General features: G+C 69.9%; 21 protein-coding genes and 1 riboswitch. Of the genes, 18 read left to right on the forward strand and 3 right to left on the reverse strand.

Annotated features, from left to right (window positions below):
- Window positions 1–215 precede the first annotated feature (215 nt).
- The 5 genes from sucC (at window position 216) to TX83_RS03060 (ending at window position 4,632) form a co-directional block, all read left to right on the forward strand.
- On the forward strand, window positions 216–1,382 hold the full coding sequence (gene sucC, locus TX83_RS03040) for an ADP-forming succinate--CoA ligase subunit beta (RefSeq protein ID WP_064746450.1): 1,167 nt from the start codon (window positions 216–218) through the stop codon (window positions 1,380–1,382).
- A gap of 12 nt (window positions 1,383–1,394) precedes the next feature.
- Complete coding sequence (gene sucD / locus TX83_RS03045; RefSeq protein ID WP_064746452.1) at window positions 1,395–2,270, forward strand: succinate--CoA ligase subunit alpha; 876 nt, start codon at window positions 1,395–1,397, stop codon at window positions 2,268–2,270.
- 119 nt (window positions 2,271–2,389) lie between these two features.
- Window positions 2,390–2,680: a CopG family ribbon-helix-helix protein gene (locus TX83_RS03050; RefSeq protein ID WP_064746453.1), complete on the forward strand. Its 291-nt coding sequence runs from the start codon at window positions 2,390–2,392 to the stop codon at window positions 2,678–2,680.
- Complete coding sequence (locus TX83_RS03055; RefSeq protein WP_064746455.1) at window positions 2,677–2,973, forward strand: type II toxin-antitoxin system RelE/ParE family toxin; 297 nt, start codon at window positions 2,677–2,679, stop codon at window positions 2,971–2,973. The genes TX83_RS03050 and TX83_RS03055 overlap by 4 nt, the downstream gene beginning before the upstream one ends.
- A 21-nt stretch (window positions 2,974–2,994) precedes the next feature.
- Entirely contained in the window at window positions 2,995–4,632 is a 1,638-nt protein-coding gene (locus TX83_RS03060; protein ID WP_064746456.1) for an NAD+ synthase, read from the forward strand.
- Between the two features lie 244 nt (window positions 4,633–4,876).
- Here the strand turns inward: TX83_RS03060 and TX83_RS03065 are convergent, their stop codons facing one another.
- Window positions 4,877–5,779 carry an outer membrane protein assembly factor BamD gene (locus TX83_RS03065; RefSeq protein WP_087960661.1) on the reverse strand — a complete coding sequence of 301 codons (903 nt, stop codon included), beginning with the start codon at window positions 5,777–5,779 and terminating at the stop codon, window positions 4,877–4,879.
- A gap of 106 nt (window positions 5,780–5,885) precedes the next feature.
- Here TX83_RS03065 and rluD point away from each other — a divergent pair, with 106 nt between their 5' ends.
- The 7 genes from rluD (at window position 5,886) to clpB (ending at window position 14,532) form a co-directional block, all read left to right on the forward strand.
- A complete protein-coding gene (gene rluD, locus TX83_RS03070) occupies window positions 5,886–6,860 on the forward strand; it encodes a 23S rRNA pseudouridine(1911/1915/1917) synthase RluD (RefSeq protein ID WP_064746460.1) in 975 nt (324 codons plus the stop codon).
- Window positions 6,857–7,630, forward strand: a complete 774-nt coding sequence (gene pgeF, locus TX83_RS03075; protein WP_064746462.1) for a peptidoglycan editing factor PgeF — start codon at window positions 6,857–6,859, stop codon at window positions 7,628–7,630. The genes rluD and pgeF overlap by 4 nt, the downstream gene beginning before the upstream one ends.
- An 8-nt stretch (window positions 7,631–7,638) precedes the next feature.
- Window positions 7,639–8,454, forward strand: a complete 816-nt coding sequence (locus tag TX83_RS03080; RefSeq protein WP_141233332.1) for a hypothetical protein — start codon at window positions 7,639–7,641, stop codon at window positions 8,452–8,454.
- 14 nt (window positions 8,455–8,468) lie between these two features.
- Window positions 8,469–9,155: a DUF4166 domain-containing protein gene (locus TX83_RS03085; protein ID WP_064746465.1), complete on the forward strand. Its 687-nt coding sequence runs from the start codon at window positions 8,469–8,471 to the stop codon at window positions 9,153–9,155.
- Between the two features lie 278 nt (window positions 9,156–9,433).
- The gene (locus TX83_RS03090) at window positions 9,434–11,029 is read left to right on the forward strand and encodes a hypothetical protein (protein WP_261369995.1); all 1,596 of its coding nucleotides are present in this window, start codon (window positions 9,434–9,436) and stop codon (window positions 11,027–11,029) included.
- A gap of 54 nt (window positions 11,030–11,083) precedes the next feature.
- A complete protein-coding gene (gloA, locus tag TX83_RS03095; RefSeq protein ID WP_064746466.1) occupies window positions 11,084–11,614 on the forward strand; it encodes a lactoylglutathione lyase in 531 nt (176 codons plus the stop codon).
- Window positions 11,615–11,946: 332 nt separating this feature from the next.
- Window positions 11,947–14,532 (forward strand): ATP-dependent chaperone ClpB, encoded by a 2,586-nt coding sequence (gene clpB / locus TX83_RS03100; protein WP_064746467.1) that lies wholly within the window; start codon window positions 11,947–11,949, stop codon window positions 14,530–14,532.
- A gap of 214 nt (window positions 14,533–14,746) precedes the next feature.
- Here clpB and TX83_RS03105 read toward each other — a convergent pair whose 3' ends face one another.
- Together TX83_RS03105 and TX83_RS03110 are read right to left on the reverse strand one after the other, a co-directional pair.
- A complete protein-coding gene (locus tag TX83_RS03105; protein WP_064746468.1) occupies window positions 14,747–16,783 on the reverse strand; it encodes an amidohydrolase family protein in 2,037 nt (678 codons plus the stop codon).
- Window positions 16,784–17,049: 266 nt separating this feature from the next.
- Complete coding sequence (locus TX83_RS03110) at window positions 17,050–19,425, reverse strand: TonB-dependent receptor plug domain-containing protein (protein ID WP_064746469.1); 2,376 nt, start codon at window positions 19,423–19,425, stop codon at window positions 17,050–17,052.
- Between the two features lie 233 nt (window positions 19,426–19,658).
- A riboswitch (cobalamin riboswitch) is annotated at window positions 19,659–19,897 on the forward strand.
- A 113-nt stretch (window positions 19,898–20,010) separates the two neighbouring features.
- Here TX83_RS03110 and btuB point away from each other — a divergent pair.
- The 6 genes from btuB to cbiB all read left to right on the forward strand — a co-directional run bounded on the left by btuB (window position 20,011) and on the right by cbiB (window position 26,235).
- Complete coding sequence (btuB, locus tag TX83_RS03115; RefSeq protein ID WP_064746470.1) at window positions 20,011–21,885, forward strand: TonB-dependent vitamin B12 receptor; 1,875 nt, start codon at window positions 20,011–20,013, stop codon at window positions 21,883–21,885.
- 162 nt (window positions 21,886–22,047) lie between these two features.
- The gene (locus TX83_RS03120; protein ID WP_064746483.1) at window positions 22,048–22,578 is read left to right on the forward strand and encodes a hypothetical protein; all 531 of its coding nucleotides are present in this window, start codon (window positions 22,048–22,050) and stop codon (window positions 22,576–22,578) included.
- A gap of 43 nt (window positions 22,579–22,621) precedes the next feature.
- Complete coding sequence (locus TX83_RS03125) at window positions 22,622–23,233, forward strand: hypothetical protein (protein ID WP_064746471.1); 612 nt, start codon at window positions 22,622–22,624, stop codon at window positions 23,231–23,233.
- A complete protein-coding gene (gene cobO / locus TX83_RS03130) occupies window positions 23,230–23,880 on the forward strand; it encodes a cob(I)yrinic acid a,c-diamide adenosyltransferase (RefSeq protein WP_261369997.1) in 651 nt (216 codons plus the stop codon). The genes TX83_RS03125 and cobO overlap by 4 nt, the downstream gene beginning before the upstream one ends.
- A gap of 104 nt (window positions 23,881–23,984) precedes the next feature.
- On the forward strand, window positions 23,985–25,253 hold the full coding sequence (locus tag TX83_RS03135) for a cobyrinate a,c-diamide synthase (RefSeq protein WP_079248018.1): 1,269 nt from the start codon (window positions 23,985–23,987) through the stop codon (window positions 25,251–25,253).
- Window positions 25,254–25,317: 64 nt separating this feature from the next.
- Entirely contained in the window at window positions 25,318–26,235 is a 918-nt protein-coding gene (gene cbiB, locus TX83_RS03140; protein WP_186442505.1) for an adenosylcobinamide-phosphate synthase CbiB, read from the forward strand.
- The last annotated feature ends 71 nt before the right edge of the window (window positions 26,236–26,306 follow it).

Consider the following 26,306-nt stretch of genomic DNA (forward strand, 5'->3'; position numbering starts at 1 on the left):
AGTTTCCCGGCGCGGGCGGAATGCCACGCAGTATAGGGCGAGCGGCTTGGCCGGACCGGCGCTGACCCTGGCCGCTGCGGGCCCGGCCGGGCGGCCGGGAATCCCGGGGTTTTGCTCGGCCCGCCCCGATCGGCGACAATGCGGCCCCCTCGCGCGCGCTCCGGCCCCCTGGCCGGGCGTCCGCGCGGGACGTCTTTCACTCCCCTCGGTGACGCATGAATTTTCACGAATATCAGGCTAAGCAGCTGTTCGCCGACTACGGCATCGCAGTGCCGGCCGGGCGCGTAGCGCGCACTCCGGAAGAAGCGGTCGATGCTGCCAAGGCCATCGGCGGCGACTTCTGGGTCGTCAAGGCGCAGATCCACGCCGGCGGCCGCGGCAAGGCCGGCGGCGTCAAGCTGTCCAAGACCTACGACGAAGTGCGCGAGTACGCCAAGGGCATGCTCGGCACCAAGATGGCCACCTACCAAACCGCCGGCGTCGAGCTGCCGGTCGACAGCGTGCTGGTGACCCAGGCGACCGACATCGCCAAGGAACTGTACCTGTCGGTGCTGGTCGACCGCGGCACCCGTTCGATCACCTTCATCGCCTCGGCCGAAGGCGGCATGGACATCGAGCAGGTCGCGCACGAGAAGCCGGAAGCCATCAAGACCCTGAACGTGAACTACGTCCAAGGCCTGCAGCCCTACGAGTGCCGCAACCTCGGCTTCGACCTGGGCCTGAACGCCAAGCAGGTCGGCCAGCTGACCAAGATCATGCTGGGCCTGTACAAGCTGTTCAACGAGAAGGATCTGGCGCTGGTCGAGCTGAACCCGCTCGCCATCCTCACCGACGGCAACCTCGCCGTGCTCGACGGCAAGATCAATTCCGACGACAACGCGACCTTCCGTCACCCGGAACTGGCCGCGATGCGCGACATCCGCCAGGAAGACGAGACCGAGCTCAAGGCCAGCCAGCACGACCTCAACTACGTCACCATGGACGGCAACATCGGCTGCATGGTCAACGGCGCCGGCCTGGCGATGGCGACCATGGACGTGATCTCGCTCAACGGCGGCTCGCCGGCCAACTTCCTCGACGTCGGCGGCGGCGCCACCAAGGAGCGCGTGACCGAGGCGTTCAAGCTCATCCTGAGCTCGGACAAGGTCAAGGCGATCTTCGTCAACATCTTCGGCGGCATCGTCCGCTGCGACATGATCGCCGAAGGCATCATCGCTGCGGTCAAGGAAGTCGACGTCAAGGTCCCGGTGATCGTGCGCCTGGAAGGCACCAACGTCGAAGCCGGCAAGGAACTGCTGAAGAATTCGGGTCTGGCCATCACTGCGGCCGACGACATCAACGACGGCGCGAAGAAGGCGGTTGCCGCCGCCGCCGGTAAGTAAGAGGCCGATGACATGTCCGTTTTGATCAACAAGAACACCAAGGTCATCGTGCAGGGCTTCACCGGCTCGCAGGGTACCTTCCACGCCCAGCAGATGCTGGACTACGGCACCAAGGTCGTCGGCGGCGTGACCCCGGGCAAGGGCGGCACCGAGCACCTGGGCCTGCCGGTCTTCAACACCGTCGCCGACGCGGTCGCCGAGACCGGCGCCGACGCTTCGGTCATCTACGTGCCGCCGCCGTTCGCGGCCGACGCGATCCTGGAAGCCGCCGACGCCGGCATCAAGGTCATCGTGTGCATCACCGAAGGCATCCCGGTGCTGGACATGCTGCGGGTGAAGAACGTGCTCAAGGGCTTCGAGGACGTGGTCCTGGTCGGCCCGAACTGCCCCGGCGTGATCACCCCGGGCGAGTGCAAGATCGGCATCATGCCGGGCCACATCCACATGCCGGGCAAGATCGGCATCGTCTCGCGCTCGGGCACGCTGACGTACGAAGCGGTCAAGCAGACCACCGACGTGGGCCTGGGCCAGTCGACCTGCATCGGCATCGGCGGCGACCCGATCAACGGCACCAACTTCATCGACGCGCTGAAGTGGTTCCAGGACGATCCGCAGACCGAAGGCATCATCATGGTCGGCGAGATCGGCGGTTCGGCCGAGGAAGAAGCGGCCGAATTCATCGCCCAGTACGTGACCAAGCCGGTGGTCGGCTTCATCGCCGGCGCCTCGGCGCCGAAGGGCAAGCGCATGGGCCATGCCGGCGCGATCGCCTCGGGCGGTTCGGGCACGGCCGAAGGCAAGTTCGCCGCGATGGAGAAGGCCGGCGTCACCACGGTCAAGTCGCCGGGCGACCTGGGCGCGGCGATCGCTGCGCGCCTGGCCAAGTAAGACGGTTCCATCGGTCCGCTGCGGCGGGCCGGGGCCTCGGGAAAGCCGCCTTCGGGCGGCTTTTTCGTTTGTAGCACCTGTGTGCTACAGTGCGGGCAGTCCGATCCAGCGAGGGCGTCATGTCGACCACCACGATCCGTCTGTCCGACGAACTTAAGGCGCGCATCGCCCGCGCCGCCGAACACAGCGGCACCACGCCGCATGGCTTCATCCTCGGCGCGCTCGAGGAAAAGGTCGGCGAAGCCGAGCGCCGGCACGATTTCATCGACGAAGCGCAGCGCCGTTGGCAGGCGTTCGTCGCCGACGGCCAGAGCTTCGCCTGGGAAGAGATGCGCGATTACCTGTCCCAGCGCGCGCGGGGCGAAGACCCGGCGCTGCCGGCGAAGAAAACGTTCGGGCAGGGATCGTGACCCGGATTGTCCTGTCGCCCGCCGTGGCGGAGGACTTCGCCCGGATACTCGAACATCTGGACCGACACGAGGCGACGCAGCGCGAACAACGGATCGACGGTATCGTTCGCGCCATCGACGTGTTGGCCGACAACCCCCTGATCGGGCGCGCGCTCGATGGCGACTTGCGCGAACTGATCGTCGGCCGCGACGCGCGCGGGTATGTCGCCTTGTACCGCTACCTGGCCGAATTCGACACCATTCTCATCCTCGCCGTCCGCGCCCAGCGCGAGGTCGGCTACACGCACGACTGAAGCTCTTTCGAGAATCGCCGCATGCCCAAGACCCTGCGCATCGCCCTGGCCCAGTTCGACTTCCCGGTCGGTGCGGTCGACAACAACGCGGAACGCATTGCGGCGATGATCGCCCAGGCCCGCGACGAACACGGCGCCGACGTGGTGCTGTTCCCGGAACTGGCGATCAGCGGCTACCCGCCCGAAGACCTGCTGCTGCGGCCGAGCTTCCTGGCCCAGTGCGAGGCGGCGCTGCAACGCATCGCGACGGCCGCGCGCGGCATCGTCGCGGTGGTCGGCTGGCCGCAGGCGGCCGGGGCGATCGTCTACAACGCCGCCAGCGTGCTGCGCGACGGTCGGGTCGAGGCCACCTACCGCAAGCGCGAACTGCCCAACTACGCGGTGTTCGACGAGCGCCGCTATTTCGACGTCGATCCGGACGGCGAGGCCTGCGTGTTCGAGGTCCAGGGCGTGCCGGTCGGGCTGGTGATCTGCGAGGACTTGTGGTTCGCCGAGCCGTTGGCGGCCACCGCCGCAGCCGGCGCGCGCCTGGTGCTGGTGCCGAACGCCTCGCCGTTCGAGCGCGACAAGCATGCCCAGCGCGACGCCCTGCTGGAGCAGCGCGCCCAGGAGACCGGCGTGGCGCTGGCCTATTTGAACGTGGTCGGCGGCCAGGACGCGCTGGTGTTCGACGGCGCCTCGGTGCTCGCCGACGGCGACGGCCATGTGCATCCGGCCGCGGCCGCGTTCGAGGATCACTGGCTGGTCGCCGACTACGACGACGGCGAACGACGCTTTGTGCCGGTGTCCTGGCCGGCCGAGGCCGATGAGGGCCGCGACGCGCTGGCCTGGCGCGCGGTGGTGCGCGGCACCCGCGACTACTGCCGCAAGAACGGCTTCGGCAAGGTCTGGCTGGGGCTGTCGGGCGGCATCGATTCTTCGCTGGTGATGGCGATCGCGGTCGATGCGCTGGGCGCGGAGAACGTGATCGCGGTGCGCATGCCCTCGCGCTACACCGCCGACCTGTCCAACGACCTCGCCGCCGAACAATGCGCGACCCAGGGCGTGCGCCTGCTCGCGCTGCCGATCGAAAAGCCGTTCCAGGGCTTCCTCGACACCCTGGCCGAGGCCTTCGACGGCAAGCCGGTCGACGTGACCGAGGAGAACCTGCAGTCGCGCACCCGCGGCGCGCTGATGATGGCGATGAGCAACAAGTTCGGCGGCCTGTTGCTGACCACCGGCAACAAGAGCGAGTACGCGGTCGGCTACGCCACCATTTACGGCGACATGTGCGGCGGCTATGCGCCGATCAAGGACCTGTACAAGACCGAGGTGTTCGCGCTAGCGCGCTGGCGCAACGCGATCGCCGGCGCGCCGGTGATCCCGTGGGCGGTGATCGAGCGGCCGCCCTCGGCCGAACTGCGCGAGAACCAGAAGGACCAGGATTCGCTGCCGCCCTACGACGTGCTGGACGCGATCCTGCTGCGGCATGTCGATCAGGAGCAGTCGCGCGAGGAAATCGTGGCCGCCGGCTTCGATCCGGCTACGGTCGACAAGGTGCTGCGCCTGGTGCGGATCAGCGAATGGAAGCGCCACCAGGCCGCACCCGGGCCGAAGGTGTCGCGGCGTGCGTTCGGCCGCGAACGGCGCTATCCGATCACCAACGGCTACGCCGGCTGAGCGGTGTCGGCCTGCCTCTGCAGGCGCGGCACGAGCCGCGACAGCCGCGGCGGTGTACGCGAGCGCCACGGCCGAAGCCCGGGCTGTCCGGGCTCGCAGTCTTGCCGCGGGCCGGCTTCGGCTGGGGCGTGGTAGCCAACCGCTTCGGTTGTCGCGGCCCGCGCCGCGCCTACAGGAAGCCGCGCCGCAACGAAAACGCCGCCCGAGGGCGGCGTTTTCGTGTCCGGCGTTGCGCGAGGGGCGCTTACTGCTTCTGGCGCTCGGCTTCCAGTTCGTCGCGGTTGTCCACCGCCGACTTCTCGCCCGCGAACGGGTTGAGCTTGCGCAGGTTGCTGGGGTAGTCCGGCCATTCGCCGTTCAGGGCGGGGTGGCTGGGGTCGTTCTGCTGCAGCACCCGACGCGCGTCCGCGGCCAGGGTCTCGTTGCCCAGGCGATTGTAGGCGGTCAACAGCACCGCCACCGCGTCGTACTGGTAGCGGCTCTGCGGGTAGGTTTCCAGCAGGTACTTGGCGCGGTCGGCGGCGGCGACATCGGCGGTGCGGCGCAGGTAGTACAGCGCGGCATCGAGTTCGTGGCGGGCGAAGGTGTCGCGCAGCACCAGCATGCGCTTGCGCGCGTCCTCGGCGTAGCGGCTGTTCGGGTAGCGCTCGACCACGATCAGGAAGTCGTTGTAGGCCTGGGTCGGGGTGGCCAGGTCGCGGCGGCTGACGTCCAGGCGCCAGACCCGCTGCAGGAACACCGTGTCGCGGCTGGAGTTGACCAGGCCGCGCAGGTAATAGAGATAGGCGATGTTGCGGTGGGTCGGATAGGTGCGGATGAAGCGGTCGATGCTGCTGATCGCGTCGTCGTGCTTGCCCGACTTGTACTGGGCGTAGGCGGTCTCGATCAGCGCCTGCTCGGTGTAAGGGCCGTACGGGTACTGGGCGACCAGGCGCTTGAAGCTGACCTCGGCCGAGGCCCAGTTGCCGTTGGTCATCGAGGTGTGGGCCTTCTGGTAGATGGCCTCGACCGGCTGCCCCTCGTCCGCGTCCTTGTCCTTCTTGAACATCTTGCCGACGCGGCTGCAGCCGGTGCCGGCGACGGCCACGACCAACAGCAGGGACAGCAGGCGAATGAAACCGCGGGACGGGGCAGAGCGTACGGTCATGGCAGGCATCGACGGGCGCCGGAGGCACGAAGAGCCGATAATAGCAGTCCGCGGGTCGAGCCCCTTAACCGAACCCGTACTCCCTTTCGCTGCACAGATCCCGACGATGACCCCGACCCGCGAGACCCTGACCGCCACCGTGCCCGACAGCGCCGCCGGGCGCCGCTTCGACGCGGTGCTGGCCGAACTGTTCCCCGACTACTCGCGCTCGCGGCTGGCGGCCTGGATCAAGTCCGGCGACGCCCGCCTGAACGGCCACGAGGCCCGGCCGCGCGACCCGGTCCAGGGCGGCGAGACGGTGGAGCTGGCGGTGGTGCTCGACACCCAGACCCACGCCGAGGCCGAGGACATCGCCCTGGACGTCCTGTACGAGGACGAGCAGGTGATCGTGATCGACAAGCCGGCCGGCTTGGTCGTGCACCCCGGCGCCGGCAACCCGGCCGGGACCCTGGTCAACGCGCTGTTGCACCGCGATCCGGGCCTGGCCGCGCTGCCGCGCGCCGGCATCGTCCATCGCCTGGACAAGGACACCTCCGGGGTCATGGTGGTGGCGCGCACGCTGCCGGCGCATACCTCGCTGGTCGAGCAGTTGTCGGCGCGCGAAGTGCACCGGCAGTACCTGGCGGTGGTGGTCGGTGCGCTGGTCTCCGGCGGGACCGCCAACGCCCCGATCGACCGCCACCCGCGCGACCGCCTGCGCATGGCGGTGCGCGAGGACGGCCGCGATGCGGTCACCCACTTCCGCCTGCGCGAGCGCTTCCGCGCCCACACCCTGCTGGAGTGCCGGCTGGAAACCGGGCGTACCCATCAGATCCGCGTGCACATGGCCCACCTCAAGCACCCGATCGTGGGCGACCCGCTGTACGGCGGCCCGCTGAAGCTGCCCAAGGGCGCCAGCGACGCCCTGGTCGAGACCCTGCGCGGCTTCAAGCGCCAGGCCCTGCATGCCGAGACCCTGGAGTTCGTCCATCCGGTCAGCGGCGAGCCGGTGCGCTGCACTGCGCCGGTGCCGGCCGACCTGCTGCACTTGATCGCCGAGCTGCGCGCCGATTCGCGCGCGGCGGCCGAGGCCGGGCGATGAGCGCAGCCGCCGGCGCGGCGCCCTGGATCGAGGCGGAGTGGCCGCTGCCGGCTTCGGTGCGCGGCTTGACCACCGTGCGCCGCGGACTCGGCGTCTCGGCCGCGCCGTTCGACGCGTTCAATCTGGGCACCCGTTACGGCGACCACCGCGACGATCCCGCCGCGGTGACCCGCAACCGCGAATTGCTGGCCGGGCGCGCCGGCCTGCCGGCCGCACCGCATTGGCTGCACCAGGTGCACGGCGCCGGCGTGCTGCGCTTCGACGGCCAGGCGCCCGGCGAGGAGCCGCAAGCCGACGCCGCGGTGACCTCGACCCCGGGCACGGTGCTGGCGATCCTCACCGCCGACTGCCTGCCGGTGCTGTTCGCGGCCGAGGACGGGCGCGAGGTCGGCGCCGCGCACGCCGGCTGGCGCGGCCTCGCCGGCGGCGTGCTGGAAGCCACGGTCGCGGCGATGCGCACAGCGCCTGCGCGCCTGCACGCTTGGCTGGGCCCGGCCGCCGGTCCGCTGCACTACGAGATCGGCGCCGAGGTCTACGACGCCTTCGTCTCCGCCGACCCGGCCGCGGCGGCGGCGTTCGTGGCGACCCGGCCCGGGCATTGGCGGGTCGACCTGTATCGGCTGGCGCGCGACCGTCTGGCGCGCGCCGGACTCAGCGCCGATCATGTCCACGGCGGCGGCCTGTGCACCATCGCCGACCGCGACCGCTTTTACTCCCACCGCCGCGACCGCATCACCGGGCGCATGGCGACCCTGATCTGGATGGAATGATGACTCCCATGGCTCCACGGACGGTCCTGTCCCTGTGCTTGTCCTTGGCCGCGCTGGCCAGCGCCGATGCCGGCGCCGCCGATTGCCAGGAACGCACGTACGATCTGCTGCGCGCCGCCTATCCCGGCGCGACCGGCGAAACCGGCGACGAGGGCGAGTTGCTGCGGACAGCCGGCGCCTCGGCCCGCTGGATCAACCTGGGCAAGGTCGTGTGCAAGGTCTGGCCGGCCTCGCCGGACAAGACCCTGCTCGCCGTGCCCCTGCAGCACGAGGCCGCCACCGGTCTGGACGTGGACACCGCCGACCTGGAAGTGCTGGTCGTCGACTCCGCCCGCCCGCGCATCCTGCAGCGTTACCGCGAAAACGAGGCCTTGACCTCCGATGCGGTGCAGATCACCGCGCTGACCCTGGACACCGCGCGTTACAAGCTCGACGAGCGCACCACCGCGTTCGGGCTGCGCATCGGCTACAGCGGTTCCTCGCGCGCCAACCCCTACAGCAGCACGGTGCTGAACCTGTACGCCGCCGACGCCGACGGCCAGTTGCGGCCGGTGCTGAGTAAGCTGGAGGTCGAGAAAGAGCGCGGCGAGTGGGACACCAACTGCGCCGGCGAATTCGAAAGCGTGCGCCGTACCGTCGCCATCGACTCCAAGCGCGACCACGGCTATGCCGGGCTGCGGGTCAACAGCGTCACCGAGCGTCGCCGCAACGTGGCCAAGGGCAAGGACTGCGCCGACGTGCCCGGCAAGACCGAGAAGCGCAGCGCGCGTCTGGCCTACGACGGCCGCCGCTACGTGGTACCGGAAGAACTGCGCGGGCTCTGATGCGGACGTCGGCAATGCAGCCGCCGCCGGCACGGGACGCGGCGCGGCTGGGCGCGCGCGAAGGTCTGTATCCGCGCGCGCTCGGCGTGCGTTTCGTATTCCTGCCGCCGACCCTGCGCCGAATCCACGGCAGCGCAGGGCGCCGCAGCTATCGCGGCGAGGCCCAGGTCGAGCGCGGCCAGGGGCTGTGCGCGCGGCTGTTCTCCCGCATCGCGCGGCTGCCCAAGGCGCACGCGGGGCCGATCGAGGTCGAGATCGACGCCCGCGCGCGCGCCGAAACCTGGACCCGGCGATTCGGCAAGTCGGCGATGCGTTCGCGCCTGATCGAGCGCGACGGCCTGGTGCTGGAGCGGCTGGGGCCGATGCGCTTCGGCTTCGCTTTGGACTTGGTCGGCGATCTGGCCGAAGCGTCGGCTTCGGGGGTGATGTCGCTGGACGGCGGCGCGCAGGTCACGGTGGTCTCGGCGGTCGCGCCGGCGCCGGTCGAACGCCTGGGCGAGGACGGGAGCGAAGAACCCGGCCTGTCCTGGCGCCTGGTGCGGGTGCGCGCGCTCGGCCTGCCGTTGCCGGCACGCTGGTTCGCCGGCGTGCGCGCGAGAGAGTTCGAGCGCGACGGCCGCTATCACTTCGACGTCGCCGCGCAGTTGCCGGCGGTCGGCCTGCTGGTGCGCTATCGCGGCTGGCTCGACGTCGGCGAGTGAAGCGCGGCCGGCGCCGGCCGCGCATCCCGACATAAGCCGATAACCCATTCGCCGGCGCGCAACCGCCCCAAGCCGGCCGAATCGCGGCACACTCGCGGCTGCGCACGGATCGCAGGCCCGCCCGGCACGGAAGCGTCCCTTTCCGCGTTACGAGTACCGTCGATGAGCTACGTTTCCGCTGGTTGGCCAGCACCGTGTTTCGAGTCCGCGCCGCAGTCGGCGTGGGCATGGCCCGCCTCGGCCGAGAGCTGTTGGGGGCGCGGACGATGAACGTCGACATGAGGCGTTCTCGTCGCTCGTGGATCGTCGCCGGCGACCTCAACGGCTTTTTCGGCCTGGTGGTCGACAACCTGTCGATCCTGGGCTTCATCGCCGCCGCACTGATCGGCATCTTCGGCTTTCCGGCCGAGGTCGTGTACACGCGCATGTTCCCCGGCACCGCGTTCGGCGTGCTGGTCGGCAATCTGATCTACACCCGCATGGCGCGGCGGCTGGCCGCGCGCAGCGGGCGCGAGGACGTCACTGCGATGCCGCTGGGCCTGGACGCGCCGACCAGCATCGGCATGGCCCTGTTGGTGCTCGGCCCGGCCTTCGTCGGCTTCAAGCAGGCCGGCATGGACGAGGCGGCGGCCGCCGACGCTACCTGGAAGCTCGGCATGGCTTCGCTGATCGTGATGGGCGCGCTGAAGTTCGTACTGTCCTTCGCCGGCGATGCGGTGACCCGGCTGATTCCGCGCGCCGGCCTGCTCGGCTCGATCGCCGGCACCGCGCTGGTGCTGATGGGCTTCCTGCCGCTGATCGAGACCCTGCGCTCGCCCTTGGTCGGCTTCATGACCCTGGGTCTGCTGTTGTACGTGCTGGTGGCGAAAGGGCGGTTGCCGATCAAGTTGCCGGGTGTGTTCGTGGCGTTCGTGTTCGGGACGGTGTTGTTCTACGGCTTCGGGGCGGCTGGTTTGGGAGCGCCGGGCTTCCAGTGGCCGACGCCGCAGCCGCTGCAGCCGGTGCTGCCGCTGCCGACCCTGGGCTTCCTCGAGGGCCTGCCGTACACCGTGCCGTATCTGCCGTTGCTGCTGCCGTTCGGCCTGCTGATGGTGGTCGGCGGCATCAACGTCAGCGAAAGCGCGCGCGCCGCCGGCGACGACTACCGCACCCGCGACATCCTGCTGGCCGAAGCCTTCTCGACCCTGATCGCCGGCTGCGTCGGCGGCGTCGCCCAGACCACCCCCTACATCGGCCAGCCGGCCTACAAGCACATGGGCGCGCGCAGCGGCTACACCCTGCTGACCGGCCTGTTCGTCGGCCTCGGCGGCATGCTCGGGCTGATCTCCGGCCTGGTGCAGTGGCTGCCGCTGGCGGTGCTGGCGCCGATCATCGTCTACGTCGCGCTCGACATCACCACCCAGGCCTTCCAGGCCACCCCGGCCCGGCACGCCACCGCGATGGTGTTCGGCTTCCTGCCGCCGGTGGCCTACATGCTGTCGATCAAGACCGGCAATCCGGCCTGGATCGACCCGGCCCGGCACGCGCAACTGATCGGCGCGCTCGACGGCCACGGCCTGCCGGAACTGGCGGTGATCGTGACCCTCGGCAACGGCTTCATCATGACCTCGATGATTTGGACCTCGGCGGTCGCGGCGATGGTCGACGGCCGTCTGCGCCGCGCCGCGGCCTTCCTGCTCGGCGGTGCCGGGCTGAGCCTGTTCGGCATCATCCATTCGGTCGACGCGCGCGGCGGCGTTTACCTGCCCTGGGCCCTGGAAGGCCTGCAGCGCACCATCGCCTGGCAGTTCATCGGCGCCTATCTGGGGTTGGCCGTCTTGCTGGGTCTGCTGTCTTTGCAGCGCGATCCGGTGCCGTCCGCGCCCGCGGCTTGAGACCGGCGGCGGTTGCCCGCAGATAGCCGGTTCCCCTATGAACCGGCCCGCGCCATGTCCCTGCAGAACCAACTCGACGCCGTTCCCGGCGTGACCGCCGCGCCCGAGGCCGCGACCCGCGGCTTCGTGTTCAACCACACCATGCTGCGGGTCAAGGACCCGGCCGCCTCGCTGGACTTCTACACCCGCGTGCTCGGCTTCACCCTGGTGCGCCGGCGCGATTTCGACGAAGCCAAGTTCAGCCTGTACTTCCTGGTTCTGGTGGCCGACAAGAGCGCGATCCCGGCCGAGGAGCCGGCGCGCGGCGAATGGCTGCTGAGCCAGCCGGGCGTGCTCGAGCTGACCCACAACCACGGCACCGAAACCGATGCCGGGTTCGCCTATCACCACGGCAACAGCGAGCCGCGCGGTTTCGGCCACATCTGCGTCTCGGTGCCCGACGTGGAGGCCGCCTGCGCCCGTTTCGAGCGACTGGGCGTACCGTTCCAGAAGCGCCTGACCGACGGCCGGATGAAGGACATCGCCTTCATCAAGGACCCGGACGGCTACTGGGTCGAGATCCTGCAGCCGACCTCACGGATCTGACGAGCTCGCGGATTTGAGCGCCGCGACCGCACAGCGGTCGCGCGGCCGTCTCAGCCGCCGCACTGCGGTCGCCTCTCGGAAAAATCGGGCCGAGAAGGGCGCTAGCGCTCGCCGCTGCGAAGCCTGTCCGCCGGCCGAGCCCGCACGATCGATCTTTTCGCGGGTCGGGCACCCGGCGCTGCGCGTTGCGCCCTGATTCGAAGAGGCCCGGTCGAACGGGGCCGGGCCGCGGATACCTTGAAAGGCGTGGCGGCGGCCGCATTAACAGGTCATTCGCGGCCCCGGCGCGATACTCGCGCCGCAGCCGCCACCTACCTTTCGGAGAACCCTCCATGCGGATGGACAAGCTGACCTCGCGCTTCCAGCAGGCCCTGTCGGATGCGCAGTCGCTGGCGGTCGGGCGCGACCACAGCGTGATCGAACCGGCGCATCTGCTGACCGCCCTGCTCGAGCAGAGCGGCGGCAGCACCCGGCCCCTGCTGGCCCAGGCCGGCGTCAACGTGCCGCTGCTGCGCGAGCGCCTCGGCGAAGCGCTGGAGAAACTGCCCAAGGTGTCGGGCCAGGCCGGGCAAGTGTCGGTCGGCAACGACTTGGCGCGCCTGCTCAACGTCACCGACAAGCTGGCCCAGCAGCGCGGCGACGCTTTCATCGCCAGCGAACTGTTCCTGCTCGCCGCGCTGGACGACGGCGGCGATGCCGGCCGCGCGTTGAAGGCGGCCGGCGCGAGCAAGGCCAAGCTGGAGCCGGCCATCGACAAACTGCGCGGAGGCGAAAGCGTGCAATCGGAAAACGCCGAGGAACAGCGCCAGGCGCTGGAGAAGTACTGCATCGACCTGACCGCGCGCGCCGAATCCGGCAAGCTCGATCCGGTGGTCGGTCGCGACGAAGAGATCCGCCGCACCGTGCAGGTGTTGCAGCGCCGGACCAAGAACAACCCGGTGCTGATCGGCGAGCCCGGCGTCGGCAAGACCGCGATCGTCGAGGGCCTGGCCCAGCGCATCGTCAACAATGAAGTCCCCGAAGGGCTGCGCGGCAAGCGCGTGCTCTCGCTCGACATGGGCGCGCTGATCGCCGGGGCCAAGTTCCGCGGCGAATTCGAGGAGCGGCTGAAGGCGGTGCTCAACGACCTGGCCAAGAACGAAGGCCAGGTGATCTTGTTCATCGACGAGCTGCACACCATGGTCGGCGCCGGCAAGGCCGAGGGCGCGATGGACGCCGGCAACATGCTCAAGCCGGCGCTGGCGCGCGGCGAGCTGCACTGCATCGGCGCGACCACGCTCGACGAGTACCGCAAGTACGTCGAGAAGGACGCCGCGCTGGAGCGCCGCTTCCAGAAGGTGTTCGTCGGCGAGCCGACGGTGGAGGACACCATCGCGATCCTGCGCGGGCTCAAGGAGCGCTACGCGGTGCACCACGGCGTGGAGATCACCGACCCGGCGATCGTCGCCGCGGCGACGCTGTCGCACCGCTACATCGCCGACCGCCAGCTGCCCGACAAGGCCATCGACCTGATGGACGAAGCCGCTTCGCGCATCCGCATGGAGATCGACTCCAAGCCCGAAGAGCTCGACCGCAAGGAACGCCGGCTGATCCAGCTCAAGATCCAGCGTGAGGCGCTGAAGAAGGAAAAGGACGCCGAATCCAAGCAGCGCCTGGCCGATCTGGAGGCCGAGATCGGCGTGCTCGAGCGCGAGTTCAACGATCTGGAAGAAGTGTGGAAGGCCGAGAAGGCGACCCTGCAGGGCGCGACCAAGATCAAGGAGCAGATCGAGCAGGCCAAGCTCGACCTGGAGGCCGCGCAGCGCATCCAGGACTTCGGCCGCATGAGCGAGATCCAGTACGGCAAGCTGCCGGAGCTGGAGAAGCAGCTCAAGGCCGCGCAGGAGGCCGAAACCCAGGGCTTCAAGCTGCTGCAGGACAAGGTGACCGCCGAGGAGATCGCCGAAGTGGTCGCGCGCTGGACCGGCATCCCGGTGTCGAAGATGCTGGAAGGCGAGCGCGAGAAGCTGCTGAAGATGGAGCAGGCCCTGCACGCGCGCGTGGTCGGCCAGGACGAGGCGGTGCGGGTGGTGTCCGACGCGGTGCGGCGTTCGCGCGCCGGCCTGTCCGATCCCAATCGTCCCAGCGGCTCGTTCCTGTTCCTGGGCCCGACCGGCGTCGGCAAGACTGAGCTGTGCAAGGCCCTGGCCGAGTTCCTGTTCGACTCGTCCGATGCGATGGTGCGCATCGACATGAGCGAGTTCATGGAGAAGCACGCGGTCAGCCGCCTGGTCGGCGCGCCTCCGGGCTATGTCGGCTACGAAGAGGGCGGCTATCTCACCGAGGCGGTGCGTCGCCGTCCCTACAGCGTGATCCTGCTCGACGAGGTCGAGAAGGCGCACCCGGACGTGTTCAACATCCTGCTGCAGGTGCTCGACGACGGCCGCCTGACCGACGGCCAGGGCCGCACCGTGGACTTCCGCAACACGGTGATCGTGATGACCTCCAACCTGGGCTCGCAGATGATCCAGGAGTTGAGCAACGACACCTCGGCGGAGGCCTACACGCAGATGAAGGCGGCGGTGATGGGGGTGGTGCAGAGCCACTTCCGGCCGGAGTTCATCAATCGCCTGGACGACATCGTCGTGTTCCACCCGCTGGAGAAGGGCCAGATCCGCGAGATCGCCAAGATCCAGCTGCACGGCCTGGAAAAGCGCCTGGGCGAGCGCGGCCTGAAGCTGGCGCTGAGCGAGGCGGCGCTGAACCTGATCGGCAACGTCGGTTTCGACCCGGTGTACGGCGCGCGGCCGCTCAAGCGCGCGATCCAGCAACAGATCGAGAACCCGTTGGCGCAGCGCATCCTCGGCGGCGAGTTCGTCAACGGCGACACGATCCAGGTCGAGGCCGAAGGCGGGCACCTGGTATTCCGCAAGGGCTGAGGCCCGGGTTTGCGCAGCGACCGAAAACGGCCCGCGCTGCGGGTCGTTTTCGTGTCGGTGCTTCCCGACGGTAGGAGCGGCGCGAGCCGCGACCGCGCCAATTCGAACGACGGCATCGAGGCGCTCGGGCCGGATCTTTCGACCGCGCCCTCGGGGTTCCTCGAACACCGATTTACCGTGTCGCGGCTTGCGCCGCTCCTGTCGGGGCGGCCGGCTATTTCGCGTCGGCGGGCGCCTTGCGCGGCACGATCCCCAGCGCCCGTTCGATCTGTTCCGGATCGAAGCGCTTGCCGCCCTTGAACACCGCGTCGACCTTGCGGATATCGCGCATGTCGCGCAGCGGATCGCCGTCGATCAGCACCAGGTCGGCGTAACGGCCCGGTGCGATCGCGCCGCGCTGGGCGGCGACGCCGAACACCTGCGCCGGCGTCAGCGTCGCCAGGCGCAACACCTCGGCATTGGGGATGCCGGCGCGCGCATACACCTCCAACTCGGCGTGCAGCATGTAGCCGGCCAGCGCGTCGGTGCCGGGCAGCAGGGTCACCCCGGCTTCGTGCAGCGCCTTGAGCAGCTTGAGCATGCTCGGGAAGGCCTGGCGGTAGGCCTCCTCCTCGCCGTGCGGCGGTTTCAGCGCGCCCCAGCTGAGGTTGCGCCGCGCCTGCGGCGGCAGGCGCTCGGCCACGCCGCGCAGTCCCGGCGGGGTTTTGTCCTTGGGGTCGCCGCCGAACAGGTCCTCGGCCAGGGCCATGGTCGGGTCGAGGGTGGTGCGGTGGCGCTTGAGGAAGTCGATGAACTCGCGCACCTGCGGATGCTCGGGCGGGTACTCGTGCGCGTGCGCGGCGACCTCAGTCAGCCGCTTCATGGTCTGGGTGTCGCGCACCCGCGGGTACATGAAGTTGAGTTCTACGAACAGCAGATGCTGCAGCTCGTCGGCGCCGCCCTCGACGAACTGCCGCGCCGACATGAACGCCGGCACGTGGCCGCTGTAGCGCAGGCCGCGTTGGTGCGCGCGGTCGGCGATCACCGGCACCAGCTCGGGCTTGAGCGAGGAATAGCTCTTGATCTGCATGTAGCCGCGGTCGGCGTAGAAATCCACCGCTTTGCGCGCCTCTTCTGCAGTGGCCACCAGCATCTTGGTCGGGCCGGCGTAGGGGCCGGGGCCGTCGATGAAGCCGGCCATCATCACCCGCGGGCCGATTTCGCTGCCGGCGTCGAAGCGTTGGACCCGCGCCGGGAAGGCTTCGAAGTCGTTGGCGACGTCGCGCGCGCTGGTGATGCCGGCGGCGATGTCCAGCGCGCCGTCGTGGGCGCCGGTGTAGTGCTTGTGCACATCCCACAGGCCGGGCATCAGGAAGCGTCCGCGCGCGTCGAGGATTTCGGCGCCGGCCGGCGCGCTCAGCCGCGCGTCGGGCGCGACCCGGACGATGCGTTCGCCTTCGATCAGCACGCTGGTGCCGGCGGCGACGCTGAGGTCGCGCGGGTCGAACACGCGCGCGTTGCGGATCAGCAGCGGGCCGACGGGCGCATGGGTCAGGCGCCGGGCCAGGTCGGCGGCCCAGGCCGCGGCGGCGGCTTCCTGCAACTCGATCAGCTTCGGCGTGGCCGCCTCGAACTCGCGTTCCACCACCGAGAACCAGCCGGCGGCGGCGATCACCGCCGCGGTGCTGCCGTCTTCGCGCAGCCAGACCGGGCGCGGAGTGAAGTCCAGCCCCTCGATGCCGAACAGGCGCAGCTTGACCGGGCCTTGCGTGCCGACGATCTGGTGTTCGCCCAGATCGCGTCCGTTGGCTTCGCCGGCCGGCAGCAGGGCCAGACGGCGCTGCGGCGCCTTGAGCAGGGCGCGGGCGAGCGCGCCGGTGGCCTCGGGCGCGGCCTGCAGCGGCAGGAAGAACGCCGGTGCGGCGAGCTCGCGCTGGCCCTGTTCGCTGGGGTTTTTCCAACGGGCCTGGGTGCCGTCGAGGCGGTAGCTCTCCTCGAACGGGGTCTTGAGGTAGTCGTTGCCGCGGCCCTGGTACTCGCGCAGGGTGCCGTCGCCGTTGACGCGCCAATGGGTGCTGCTGCGGTCGCCGCGGCCGCGATCGGCGAACTGATACTCGACCTGCACCGAGCCGTCGGCGGCGACGGCGACGCTCTGCGCGCCGGCGACGCGGCCCTGCATCAGCACCACGTAGTCGCGTTTGCCGGGCGCAGCGGCGGCGGGAAGGGCGAGGGCGAGGGACAGGCACAACGACAGCACAACGATCGGGCGCATCGACGGGCTCCGGCGGGGTGTTCGGTGCGGCGGCGCGGGTGCGCCCCGGCGTTGTATAGCCGATCCGCCGCGGTGGGGATGTGCCGGAAACACGAAAACCCCCCGGCCGGGCCCGGTGCGCTCGATTCGCGCCGGCCGGACCGGCGGCGCGCCTGGGTTCCGGCCGGACCGAACGGCGCACGATGCTCCGCCGCAAACGCGAAGGCCCGGATCGCTCCGGGCCTTCGCGCATTCATTCCCGGCGTTGGATCGTCACGCCGGAAGGCTTACCACTTGTAGCCGACCTTGACGTAGCCGAACGCGCCGTTGAAGCCGAACGGCGAGGCCGTGTTGTACGGCAGGTAGTTGCGCGTGCCGCGGACCAGCTTGGACTCGTCCGGATAAGCGTCGAGCACGTTGTCGCCGCCGACGGTGAACTCCCAGCGATCCAGGCGGTAGGTCGCCGCCAGGTCCAGCGTCCACTCGGCGCCGAAGGTCTGGTCCTGGCGCGGATCGGTGGCGTGCAGCTCGGTGAACTGGCCGTAGCGGGTGGCGGTGGCGTTGAAGCTCCAGTGGCCGGTCTTCCAGTCGCCGGCGAGGAAGAACTTGTCCTTCGGCGCGCCCTTGGTGATGCGTCCGATCTCGGTGCGGCCGATGCGCACCGCCGCCGGGTCGATCGCCGCCAGTCGCGGCGGATTCGGCGCGATCTTGTCGATCTCGGTCTTGGAGTAGTTGTAGCCGGCGGTGAGGTTGAGCTTGCCCGCGGCCAGTTCCCAGCCGTAGGTCGCGATCACGTCCACGCCCTGGGTCTTGGTATCGACCGCATTGGTGAAGTAGCGGCCGCCGCCGATGCCCGGATAGCCGTTGGCCTGCAGGTAGTTGCGTACCGCGGCGCTGGTCAGGTTCTCCGACAGCAGGATGCGGTCCTTGACCTTGATGTCGTAGGCGTCGACGGTGATGTACAGCGCGTCGACCGGCTGCAGCACCAGGCCCAGGCTGTAGTTGGTCGATTCTTCGGCCTTGAGCGGCTCCGAGCCCAGCGCGACCGCGGCCGGGTTGTCGACCCGGAAGGTGCCGATCTCGTACGGAATGCCGCTGATGAAGTTGGTCGCGATCGACTGGAAGTACTGCTGCTGCAGCGACGGCGCGCGGAAGCCGGTCGAGGCGGTGGCGCGCAGGGCGACCTTGTCGGTGAAGGCGTAGCGGCCGGACAGCTTGCCCGAGGTGGTTTCGCCGAAGTCGCTGTAGCTCTCGTAGCGGGCCGCGGCGCCGATGGAGAACTTGTCGGTGACGTCGGTTTCCGCATCGAGGTAGAACGAGTAGCTGTGGCGGTCGAAATCGCCGGCGTCGCTGGCGCGGAAGCCGGAGAACACCTGCGCGCCGGGAATGATCTGGCCGTTCGGCGCGGCCACGCCGCCGTTGGCGTAGGACAGCGGCTCGCCGGCGCGCTGGCTGAACTCCTCGCCGCGCCATTCCGCACCCCAGGACAGGGTCAGCGGGTACTTCCAGCCCAGTTCGATCGCGCGGGTGAAATCGAGGTTGAGCACGTGCTGGGTGACCTCCAGCGCGCCGGCGTAGAACTGGGTCGGCGAGCTCGGGCCCAGGCTGCGGTTGAGGGTGTGCTCGATGTCGAAGGTCAGGCCGTTGTGGCCGTAGTTGTAGCTGAAATCGATCTGGGTGCCGCCGGCGGTTTCGCCGCGCACGCCGAACACCGCGGCGCGGTCCTTGCTGACGTTGTGGATCTGCGGCAGGAAGCCGTTGGGATAGATCGAGGGGATGTTGCGCGGGTCGCCGGCGAAGCGGAAATAGCCGTTGGACAACACGTCGCGTTCGCTGTAGCTGCCGAAGGAATAGAAGCTCAGGTAATCGGCCGGCGAGTACTCGCCGTTGTAGGAGAACGCGCCGTGGTCGATCTCGGGATCGCCGTAGCGCTGTTCGACCCGGCCCTGGAACGGGCGGGCGCGGTTGGTCTGGTCCTGGTGGCCGCCCTGCGCGGCCAGGCGCAGCCAGCCGTTTTCGCCGAGCTTGAAGCCGGCGTCGCCGGAGAGCTGGTACTGCTCGCCGTCGCCGGCGCTGTACTGGCCGTAGCGCGCGGCGATCGAGCCGTTCTGGCCCGAGCCCTTGAGCACCACGTTGACCACGCCGGCGATGGCGTCGGAGCCGTATTGGGCCGAAGCGCCGTCGCGCAGCACTTCGACCCGCTCGATCGAGGCGATCGGGATCGCGTTGAGATCGACCGGCGAGGAGCCGCGGCCCTGGCTGCCGTTGAGGTTGATCAGCGCGGTGGTGTGGCGGCGCTTGCCGTTGACCAGCACCAGCACTTGGTCGGGGGCCAGGCCGCGCAACTGCGCCGGGCGCACCGCATCGGTGCCGTCGGTGATGGCCGGACGCGGGAAGTTCAGCGAGGGCAGGGCGCGCGACAGCGCGGTGGCCAGTTCGACCGTGCCGGTGGCTTCGAGGGTTTCCGGGGTGATGATGTCGATCGGCGCGGTCGACTCGGCGACGGTGCGGTCGGACACGCGGGTACCGGTCACGATCACCTGGTCCAGGGTCTTGGCGTCGCTCTGCGGCGCATCCTGCGCGTACGCCGGGGCGGCGAGGGCGAGCAGCAGAGCCAGGGCCAGGGGATGGCGCGGGCCGGCGGGGGTACGGCGGACGTGCATGGCGACTCCTTGAGGGATTGACAGCGATGTCATTGCGATTTAACACGCGCATAACAATTGGTCAATAAATCCGCCAAAGTCCGCCTATCGGCAATAGTCGAAAAGTGGTAGTGCGCAGCCGGTCACGCCTGGCCGCCCGTTAAGGCGCTTTTCCGCGCGCGGGACCGGGCGCGGGCGGCAGGCTGCGCGCCCATCGCGCGCCGTACGCTGGCGTCGCCACCGGGCGCGACTGTTAAGATGCCCGCGCTCAAGGTGATCGCCGGCACATTCGCCGGGGATTGAAACGGGAATCCGGTCGTCGTCCTGCCCCGCAGGCGGCCAAGCCGGAGCTGCCCCCGCAACGGTAGGCGAGTACACGTACCGCACGCAGCCACTGTGTTCCGACACGGGAAGGCGCGGTACGCGATGCCGGTTCCGCACAGGACCGCATCGGCTCGCGAGCCCGGAGACCGGCCCGGAGCGCGAACCGACAGGCGGTGGGCCGGTCTCGGGGCGAAGGCGCGCCTGCGCCGTCTCCTGGCCGTTTCCGCCTTCTGTCACGACCGATCACGGCCGCGCGGGAGAGCGCGGCCCTGGAGACCGCCTGTGACTTTGCCTTGCTGCGCCCCGCGCCTGCGTCTTGCTTCCCTGTGTTTCGCCGGCGGCGTGCTTGCCGCCCCCGGCCTGGCCGCCGCCGCGCCCGCCGCGGTCGATCTGGATCAGGTCGTGGTCACCGCCACCCGCACCGCCCAGACCCAGGACGCCACTCTCGCCGCGGTGACGGTGATCGATCGCGCCGAAATCGAACGGCGCCAGCCGGCCTCGCTGCCGGATTTGCTGCGCGGCGCGCCGGGCGTGTCGCTGGCCAATAACGGCGGCGCCGGCAAGCAGACCTCGCTGTTCCTGCGCGGCACCGAATCCGATCACGTACTGGTGCTGGTCGACGGCATCAAGCTCGGTTCGGCGACCAGCGGCGGTACCGCGCTGCAGGACATTCCGGTCGAACAGATCGAGCGGGTCGAGATCGTGCGCGGGCCGTTCTCCAGCCTGTACGGCTCCGAAGCCCTCGGCGGAGTGATCCAGATCTTCACCCGCCGTCCGCAGGGCGCGTTCGCGCCGAGCTTCAGCGCCGCGATCGGTAGCTACCAGACCCACCGCGCCAGCGCCGGCGTGGCCGGCAAGGGCGAGCGCGGCTGGTACTCGGTCAATGCCGCACACGAAGACACCGATGGCATCAATGCCTGCCGCGGCAAGCCGGCGCCGCGCGGCGCCGGTTGTTTCACTAACTCGCCCGACCGCGACGGCTACCGCAACCAGTCGTTGACCGTGCAGGGCGGCTACCGTTTCGGCGAGCGCTGGGAGGCCGAGGCGCGCGCGTTCCGCGCCGAGGCTTATAACGAATACGACGGCAGCCAGAACAATCAGGCCGACAGCGTGCAGCAGGTGCTCGACGCCAAGCTGCGCTATCGCCCCAGCGAGCGCATCGGCGTCAGCGCCAGCGCCGGCCGCAGCGAAGATCTCAGCGAGGCCTACCGCAACGGCAAGTACTCCAGCACCTTCGAGACCCGGCGCGAGCTGGGCTCGCTGCAGGCCGACCTCGGTCTCGGCGAGGGCCTGTTGAGCCTGGGTTTCGACTGGCAGCGCGACCGCGTCGACAGCAACGTCGCCTATGCCCGCGACGGCCGCATCCTGCGCGGCGCCTTCGGCCAGTGGCAGCAGGACATCGGCGCGCACGCGCTGCAGGCCAGCCTGCGCCGCGACGAGGACAGCCAGTTCGGCGGCGAGACCACCGGCAGCCTGCTGTGGGGCTGGAACCTGAGCGAATCGCTGCGACTGACCACGAGCTACGGTACCGCGTTCAAGGCGCCGACCTTCAACGAGCTGTACTACCCCAATTACGGCAACCCCGATTTGGGCGCGGAAACCTCGCGCAGCGTCGAGCTCGGCCTGCGCGGCACCTGGGGTGAGCGCCGCCAGCACGTGTGGTCGCTCAACGCCTTCCAGAACAAGATCGACGATCTGATCGCCTACGACGCCTCGATCGGCCTGCCGGGCAACGTCGACAGCGCGCGCATTCGGGGGCTGGAGGCGGCATTGGACACGCAGTTGGCGCAATGGGATCTGCGCGCCAGCGCGACCTGGCTGGACGCGCGCAACCTCAGCCCGGGGAGCCATCGCGACAACTGGCTGCCGCGCCGTGCACGGCAAAGCGCGCGCATCGACCTGGACCGGCGGATGAACGCGTTCTCGTTCGGCGCCAGTGTCCATGCCGCCGGAGAGCGCTACGACGACCTCGCCAACAGCCGCCGCTTGGGCGGCTACGCCCTGGCCGATCTGCGTCTGGGCTATGCCTTCCACCCGTCGTGGAGCGTGCAGTTGAGCGCCAACAACGTGTTCGACCGTCGCTACGAGACCGCTGCGTTCTACAACCAGCCCGGCCGCAACTACCTGTTGAGCCTGCGTTACCGACCCGCGCGCTGACCCCATCACCATCGCCGGCGTGCGCGCCGGCTCCACCGAGGCCTGCCGATGAACCCGCCGACCCGCCCCCACGCAGCGAATGCCGCTGCCTTGCCGAACGCGGACGCCGCGGTCTGGTCGCGACCGGCGCGCGCCGCGGTGGCGGGCGCGCTGCTGGCCTTGATGCTCGGCACCCGTTTCCATCATCTGGGCAGCGCTTTGCATCTGCCGGACGCGTCGATGGCGGTGTTCTTCCTCGGCGGCCTGTTCCTGCGCCGGCATCTGGGGTTCCTGGCCTATCTTGGGATGGCGGTGGCGGTCGACTACCTCGCCATCACCGGGCGCGGATTGGGCTTCTTCCAGCACTACTGCGTGACGCCGTCCTATGCCTTCCTGCTGCTCGCCTATGCCGCGCTGTGGTACGGCGGGCGCTGGGTCGCGCCGCGGCTGGCGCCGGAATGGCGCGCACTGGCGGCGACCCTCGCGGTCGCCGCGTTGGCCGCCAGCGTCTCGTTCCTGATTTCCAACGGCGCGTTCTACTGGTTCGGCGGACGCTACGCCGATCCGAACCTGGCCGAGTACCTGAGTCGGCTGTGGCGTTGGGGGCCGCTGTTCGTACGCACCACGCTCGGTTACGTCGTCGTCGCCCTGGGCTTCTATGCCGTGGTCGCCCACCACCTGCGCCAGCTCGCCGTCGCCCGCCGCCACGATTGATCCGCGCATCGTCACTCATCCGTTCCGTCATCGGAGTCCGAGCATGTCCCCGACCCTAGAGCAAACCGCCGTCGCCCCCTTGCCGCTGCGCTCGCGCAGCGCCCAAATCGGCGTCGGCCTGGCCTTGGCCGTCCTGATGATCTGCACCCGCGGCCAGCACTTCGCCAGCGTCGACGCGCTGCCCAGCGCGTCGTGGGCGGTGTTCTTCCTTGCCGGCGCGATGCTGCGCCCGGCCTGGGGCTTTCCGGCGCTGTTCCTGCTGTCCTCGCTGTTGGATCTGGGCAGCCTGGCGCAGGGGCGGATCACCGATTGGTGCCTGTCGCCGGCGTACTGGGCGTTGGCCTTCGCCTACGGTGCGCTGTGGTTCGGCGGCCGGATCTATGCGCGGGCGCATCGCGACGCCTGGAGCGCGGTGCCGCGGCTGGCGTGGGTGTTGCTGGCGACGTCGGCGGTCGCTTATCTGATTTCCAAGGGCGGTTTCTACTTCCTGTCCGGACGCTACCCCGACGCCAGCCTGGCCGGCTTCCTCGAACGGGTTCCGCAGTACTATCCGCGCAGCCTGGGCGCCCTGGCCGGCTATGTGGGCGCGGGCTTCGCAGCGTATTCGCTGGTGCGCCTGGTCGGCCAGCGTCCGCGCGTCGGAGCGGCGGCGTGAGCGCCGACGGCCCCGCCGACGACACGGCGACCTCGCGCGCCGGATATGCGGCGACCTCCGAAGAGCGTCATCGCGAGCGCATGCAGCGCAAGAAGGAACTGATCGACCGCAAGATCGCCCGCGCCACGGTCGAGCGCGGCGTGCTGGTGGTCAACACCGGCAACGGCAAGGGCAAGAGCTCGTCCGGCTTCGGCATGCTGGCGCGCTCGCTCGGTCACGGTCTGCGTTGCGGCGTGGTGCAGTTCATCAAGGGCAGCTTCTCGACCGGCGAGGAGGCGTTCTTCCGCCGCTTCGAGGAACTGGACTATCACGTGATGGGCGAGGGCTTCACCTGGGAGACCCAGGACAAGCAGCGCGACATCGCCGCCGCACAGGCGGCCTGGGCGGTGGCGGCGCGGATGCTGGCCGACCCGGACTACGACTTCGTCCTGCTCGACGAACTCAATATCGCCCTGGCGCACCGTTACATCGCCCTCGACGACGTGCTCGCCGCGACCGCGGCCCGGCCCGAGCGCCAGCACGTGGTGATCACCGGCCGCGGCGCGCCCGACGCGCTGGTCGAGGCCGCCGACACGGTCACCGAGATGCGCATGGTCAAGCATGCGTTCAAGGCGGGGATCAAGGCGCAGAAGGGGATTGAGTTGTGAACACGGGATGGGGGATTCGGGATTCGGGATTGGCAACGGCCGAAGCCGGCGACTCCGCTTCGCCGAATCCCGAATCCCCGATTCCGAATTCCAGCTGTCCGGCCCTGCTCGTCTCCGCCCCCGCCTCGGGCCAGGGCAAGACCAGCGTCACCGCGGCGATCGCGCGTTGGCACGCGCGGCAGGGGCGGCGGGTGCGGGTGTTCAAGACCGGGCCGGATTTTCTCGATCCGATGGTGCTCGAGCGCGCCAGCGGGCATCCGGTCTACCAACTGGATCTGTGGATGTGCGGCGAGGCCGAGGTGCGCGCGCGGCTGCATCGTGCCGCGGGCGAGGCCGATCTGATCCTGATCGAGGGCGTGATGGGGCTGTTCGACGGCAAGCCGTCCAGCGCCGACCTGGCGGTCGCGCTGGGCGTGCCGGTGCTGGCGGTGATCGACGGTTCGTCGATGGCGCAGACCTTCGGCGCGCTCGCCGCCGGCCTGGCGCGCTACCGCGACGACGTGCGCGTGTACGGCGTCGCCGCCAACCGGATCGGCAGCGAGTATCACGCGCGCTTGCTGCGCGAGAGCCTGCCGGCGGAACTGCGTTGGCTCGGCGCCTTGCCGCGCGATCCGGAGATGGCCTTGCCGGAACGGCACCTGGGCCTGGTGGCCGCGGGCGAACTCGGCGATCTGGATGCGCGCCTGGACGCGCTCGCCGACGCCTGGGGCGCGCACGCCGACGCCGAACTGCCGCCGCCGGTCGAATTCGCCGCGGCCGCGCCGCCGCCGGTGCCGCCGGCGCTGCGCGGGAAGACCGTCGCGATCGCCCGCGACGCGGCGTTCTGCTTCCTGTATCCGGCCAATCTGGAGCTGTTGCGCGAGGCCGGCGCCGAGCTGGCATTCTTCTCGCCGCTGGCCGGGGACGCGCTGCCCTGCTGCGATGCGGTGTGGCTGCCGGGCGGTTATCCGGAGCTGCACCTGCCGGCCTTGTCGGCGCGCGCCGACTTGCGCGCGCAGTTGCGCGCGCTGCGCGACGCCGGCACGCCGATCCTGGCCGAATGCGGCGGCCTGTTGTATGCGCTGGACCGGCTCAGCGACCGCGACGGCGCGCAAGGCCGGATGGCCGGCCTGTTGCCGGGCCACGCCGCGCTGCAGCCGAAACTGGCGGCGCTGGGCCTGCAGTCGGTGGAAATGCCCGAAGGCGAGTTGCGCGGGCACACCTTCCACTACGCGCGCGCCGAGATCGCGGCCGCGCCGATCGCGCACTCGCACAATCCCAACGGCGGTCCCAGCCGCGAAGCGCTGTACCGCGACCGTCGGCTCAGCGCCAGCTTCGTGCATTTCTATTTCCCGTCCAACCCGGGGGCGGCGTTGCGCCTGTTCCTGCCATGAGCGCGCTGTCGTGAGCACGCTGTCGTGAGCATGCCTTCGTGAGTGCGTCCTGATGAGCGCTGCCTTGCTGGTGCTGAGCCTGTTCGCCGGGGTGATGCTCGACGCGGCGTTCGGCGAACCGCGGCGCGCCCATCCGCTGGTCGGCTTCGGCCGGCTGGTGCGGGCGATCGAAAACGCTGGGCATGCCGACGGGCGCCTGCGCGGCGTCTTGGCCTGGTCGCTCGCGGTGGCGCCGATCGTCGCCGCGACGGCGTATTTGCAGCTCATCCTGATGGCCCGGTCGCCGTGGGCCGGGAGCGCGTTCGGCGCCGTCGTGCTGTATCTGTGCATCGGCTTGCGCAGCCTCGACGAGCATGCCGTGCCGGTGGCCTGCGCCTTGCGCGACGGCGACCTGCAGGCGGCGCGGGACGCGGTGGCGCGCATCGTCAGCCGCGATACTGCCGTGTTGGACGCCGAGCGCGTGGCGGCGGCGGCGACCGAGTCGGTGCTGGAAAACGGCAACGATGCGGTGTTCGGTGCGCTGTTCTGGTACGTGGCGCTGGGGCCGGCCGGCGCGGTCGGCTATCGGCTGGCCAATACGCTGGACGCGATGTGGGGCTATCGCACGCCGCGCTACGAGCGTTTCGGCTGGGCCGCCGCGCGCATCGACGACGTGTTGAACTGGCTGCCCGCGCGGCTGACCGCGCTGACCTACGCCGTGCTCGGCGACACCGCGGCGGCGTGGCGCTGCTGGCGCGCGCAGGCGCCGCAGTGGGACAGTCCCAACGCAGGGCCGGTGATGTCCGCCGGCGCCGGCGCCTTGCGCGTGCGCCTGGGCGGGGCCGCGCCGTATCACGGCCGGTGGGAGCCGCGCCCCGAACTCGGCGAAGGCGCGGCGCCGGATGCGGAATCTATCGAGCGCGCGCAACGCCTGGTCGGACGCGGCGCGATGCTGTGGCTGGCGACGATCGCTTTCGGCGCATGGCTCTGGCGCGCGCTCTGAGCTGCGGCGCATGCGGCGTGCGGCGCCGCGCGCGCCATACTGCGGTGTGCAGTTGCGGCGCCGCAGGCGCT

Origin of the sequence: Lysobacter antibioticus HS124, from assembly GCF_000336385.2 — a bacterium.
In the GTDB taxonomy this organism is placed as follows: Bacteria; Pseudomonadota; Gammaproteobacteria; order Xanthomonadales; family Xanthomonadaceae; genus Lysobacter; species Lysobacter firmicutimachus.

What these genes read in the sequence shown, in the direction of transcription:
- sucC (WP_064746450.1), top strand. Translation starts at nt 216, where the DNA reads ATGAATTTTCACGAATATCAGGCTAAGCAGCTGTTCGCCGACTACGGC.
- sucD (WP_064746452.1), top strand. Translation starts at nt 1,395, where the DNA reads ATGTCCGTTTTGATCAACAAGAACACCAAGGTCATCGTGCAGGGCTTC.
- TX83_RS03050 (WP_064746453.1), top strand. Translation starts at nt 2,390, where the DNA reads ATGTCGACCACCACGATCCGTCTGTCCGACGAACTTAAGGCGCGCATC.
- TX83_RS03060 (WP_064746456.1), top strand. Translation starts at nt 2,995, where the DNA reads ATGCCCAAGACCCTGCGCATCGCCCTGGCCCAGTTCGACTTCCCGGTC.
- TX83_RS03065 (WP_087960661.1), bottom strand. Translation starts at nt 5,779, where the DNA reads ATGACCGTACGCTCTGCCCCGTCCCGCGGTTTCATTCGCCTGCTGTCC.
- rluD (WP_064746460.1), top strand. Translation starts at nt 5,886, where the DNA reads ATGACCCCGACCCGCGAGACCCTGACCGCCACCGTGCCCGACAGCGCC.
- pgeF (WP_064746462.1), top strand. Translation starts at nt 6,857, where the DNA reads ATGAGCGCAGCCGCCGGCGCGGCGCCCTGGATCGAGGCGGAGTGGCCG.
- TX83_RS03080 (WP_141233332.1), top strand. Translation starts at nt 7,639, where the DNA reads ATGGCTCCACGGACGGTCCTGTCCCTGTGCTTGTCCTTGGCCGCGCTG.
- TX83_RS03085 (WP_064746465.1), top strand. Translation starts at nt 8,469, where the DNA reads ATGCAGCCGCCGCCGGCACGGGACGCGGCGCGGCTGGGCGCGCGCGAA.
- TX83_RS03090 (WP_261369995.1), top strand. Translation starts at nt 9,434, where the DNA reads ATGAGGCGTTCTCGTCGCTCGTGGATCGTCGCCGGCGACCTCAACGGC.
- gloA (WP_064746466.1), top strand. Translation starts at nt 11,084, where the DNA reads ATGTCCCTGCAGAACCAACTCGACGCCGTTCCCGGCGTGACCGCCGCG.
- clpB (WP_064746467.1), top strand. Translation starts at nt 11,947, where the DNA reads ATGCGGATGGACAAGCTGACCTCGCGCTTCCAGCAGGCCCTGTCGGAT.
- TX83_RS03105 (WP_064746468.1), bottom strand. Translation starts at nt 16,783, where the DNA reads ATGCGCCCGATCGTTGTGCTGTCGTTGTGCCTGTCCCTCGCCCTCGCC.
- TX83_RS03110 (WP_064746469.1), bottom strand. Translation starts at nt 19,425, where the DNA reads ATGCACGTCCGCCGTACCCCCGCCGGCCCGCGCCATCCCCTGGCCCTG.
- TX83_RS03120 (WP_064746483.1), top strand. Translation starts at nt 22,048, where the DNA reads ATGCTCGGCACCCGTTTCCATCATCTGGGCAGCGCTTTGCATCTGCCG.
- TX83_RS03125 (WP_064746471.1), top strand. Translation starts at nt 22,622, where the DNA reads ATGTCCCCGACCCTAGAGCAAACCGCCGTCGCCCCCTTGCCGCTGCGC.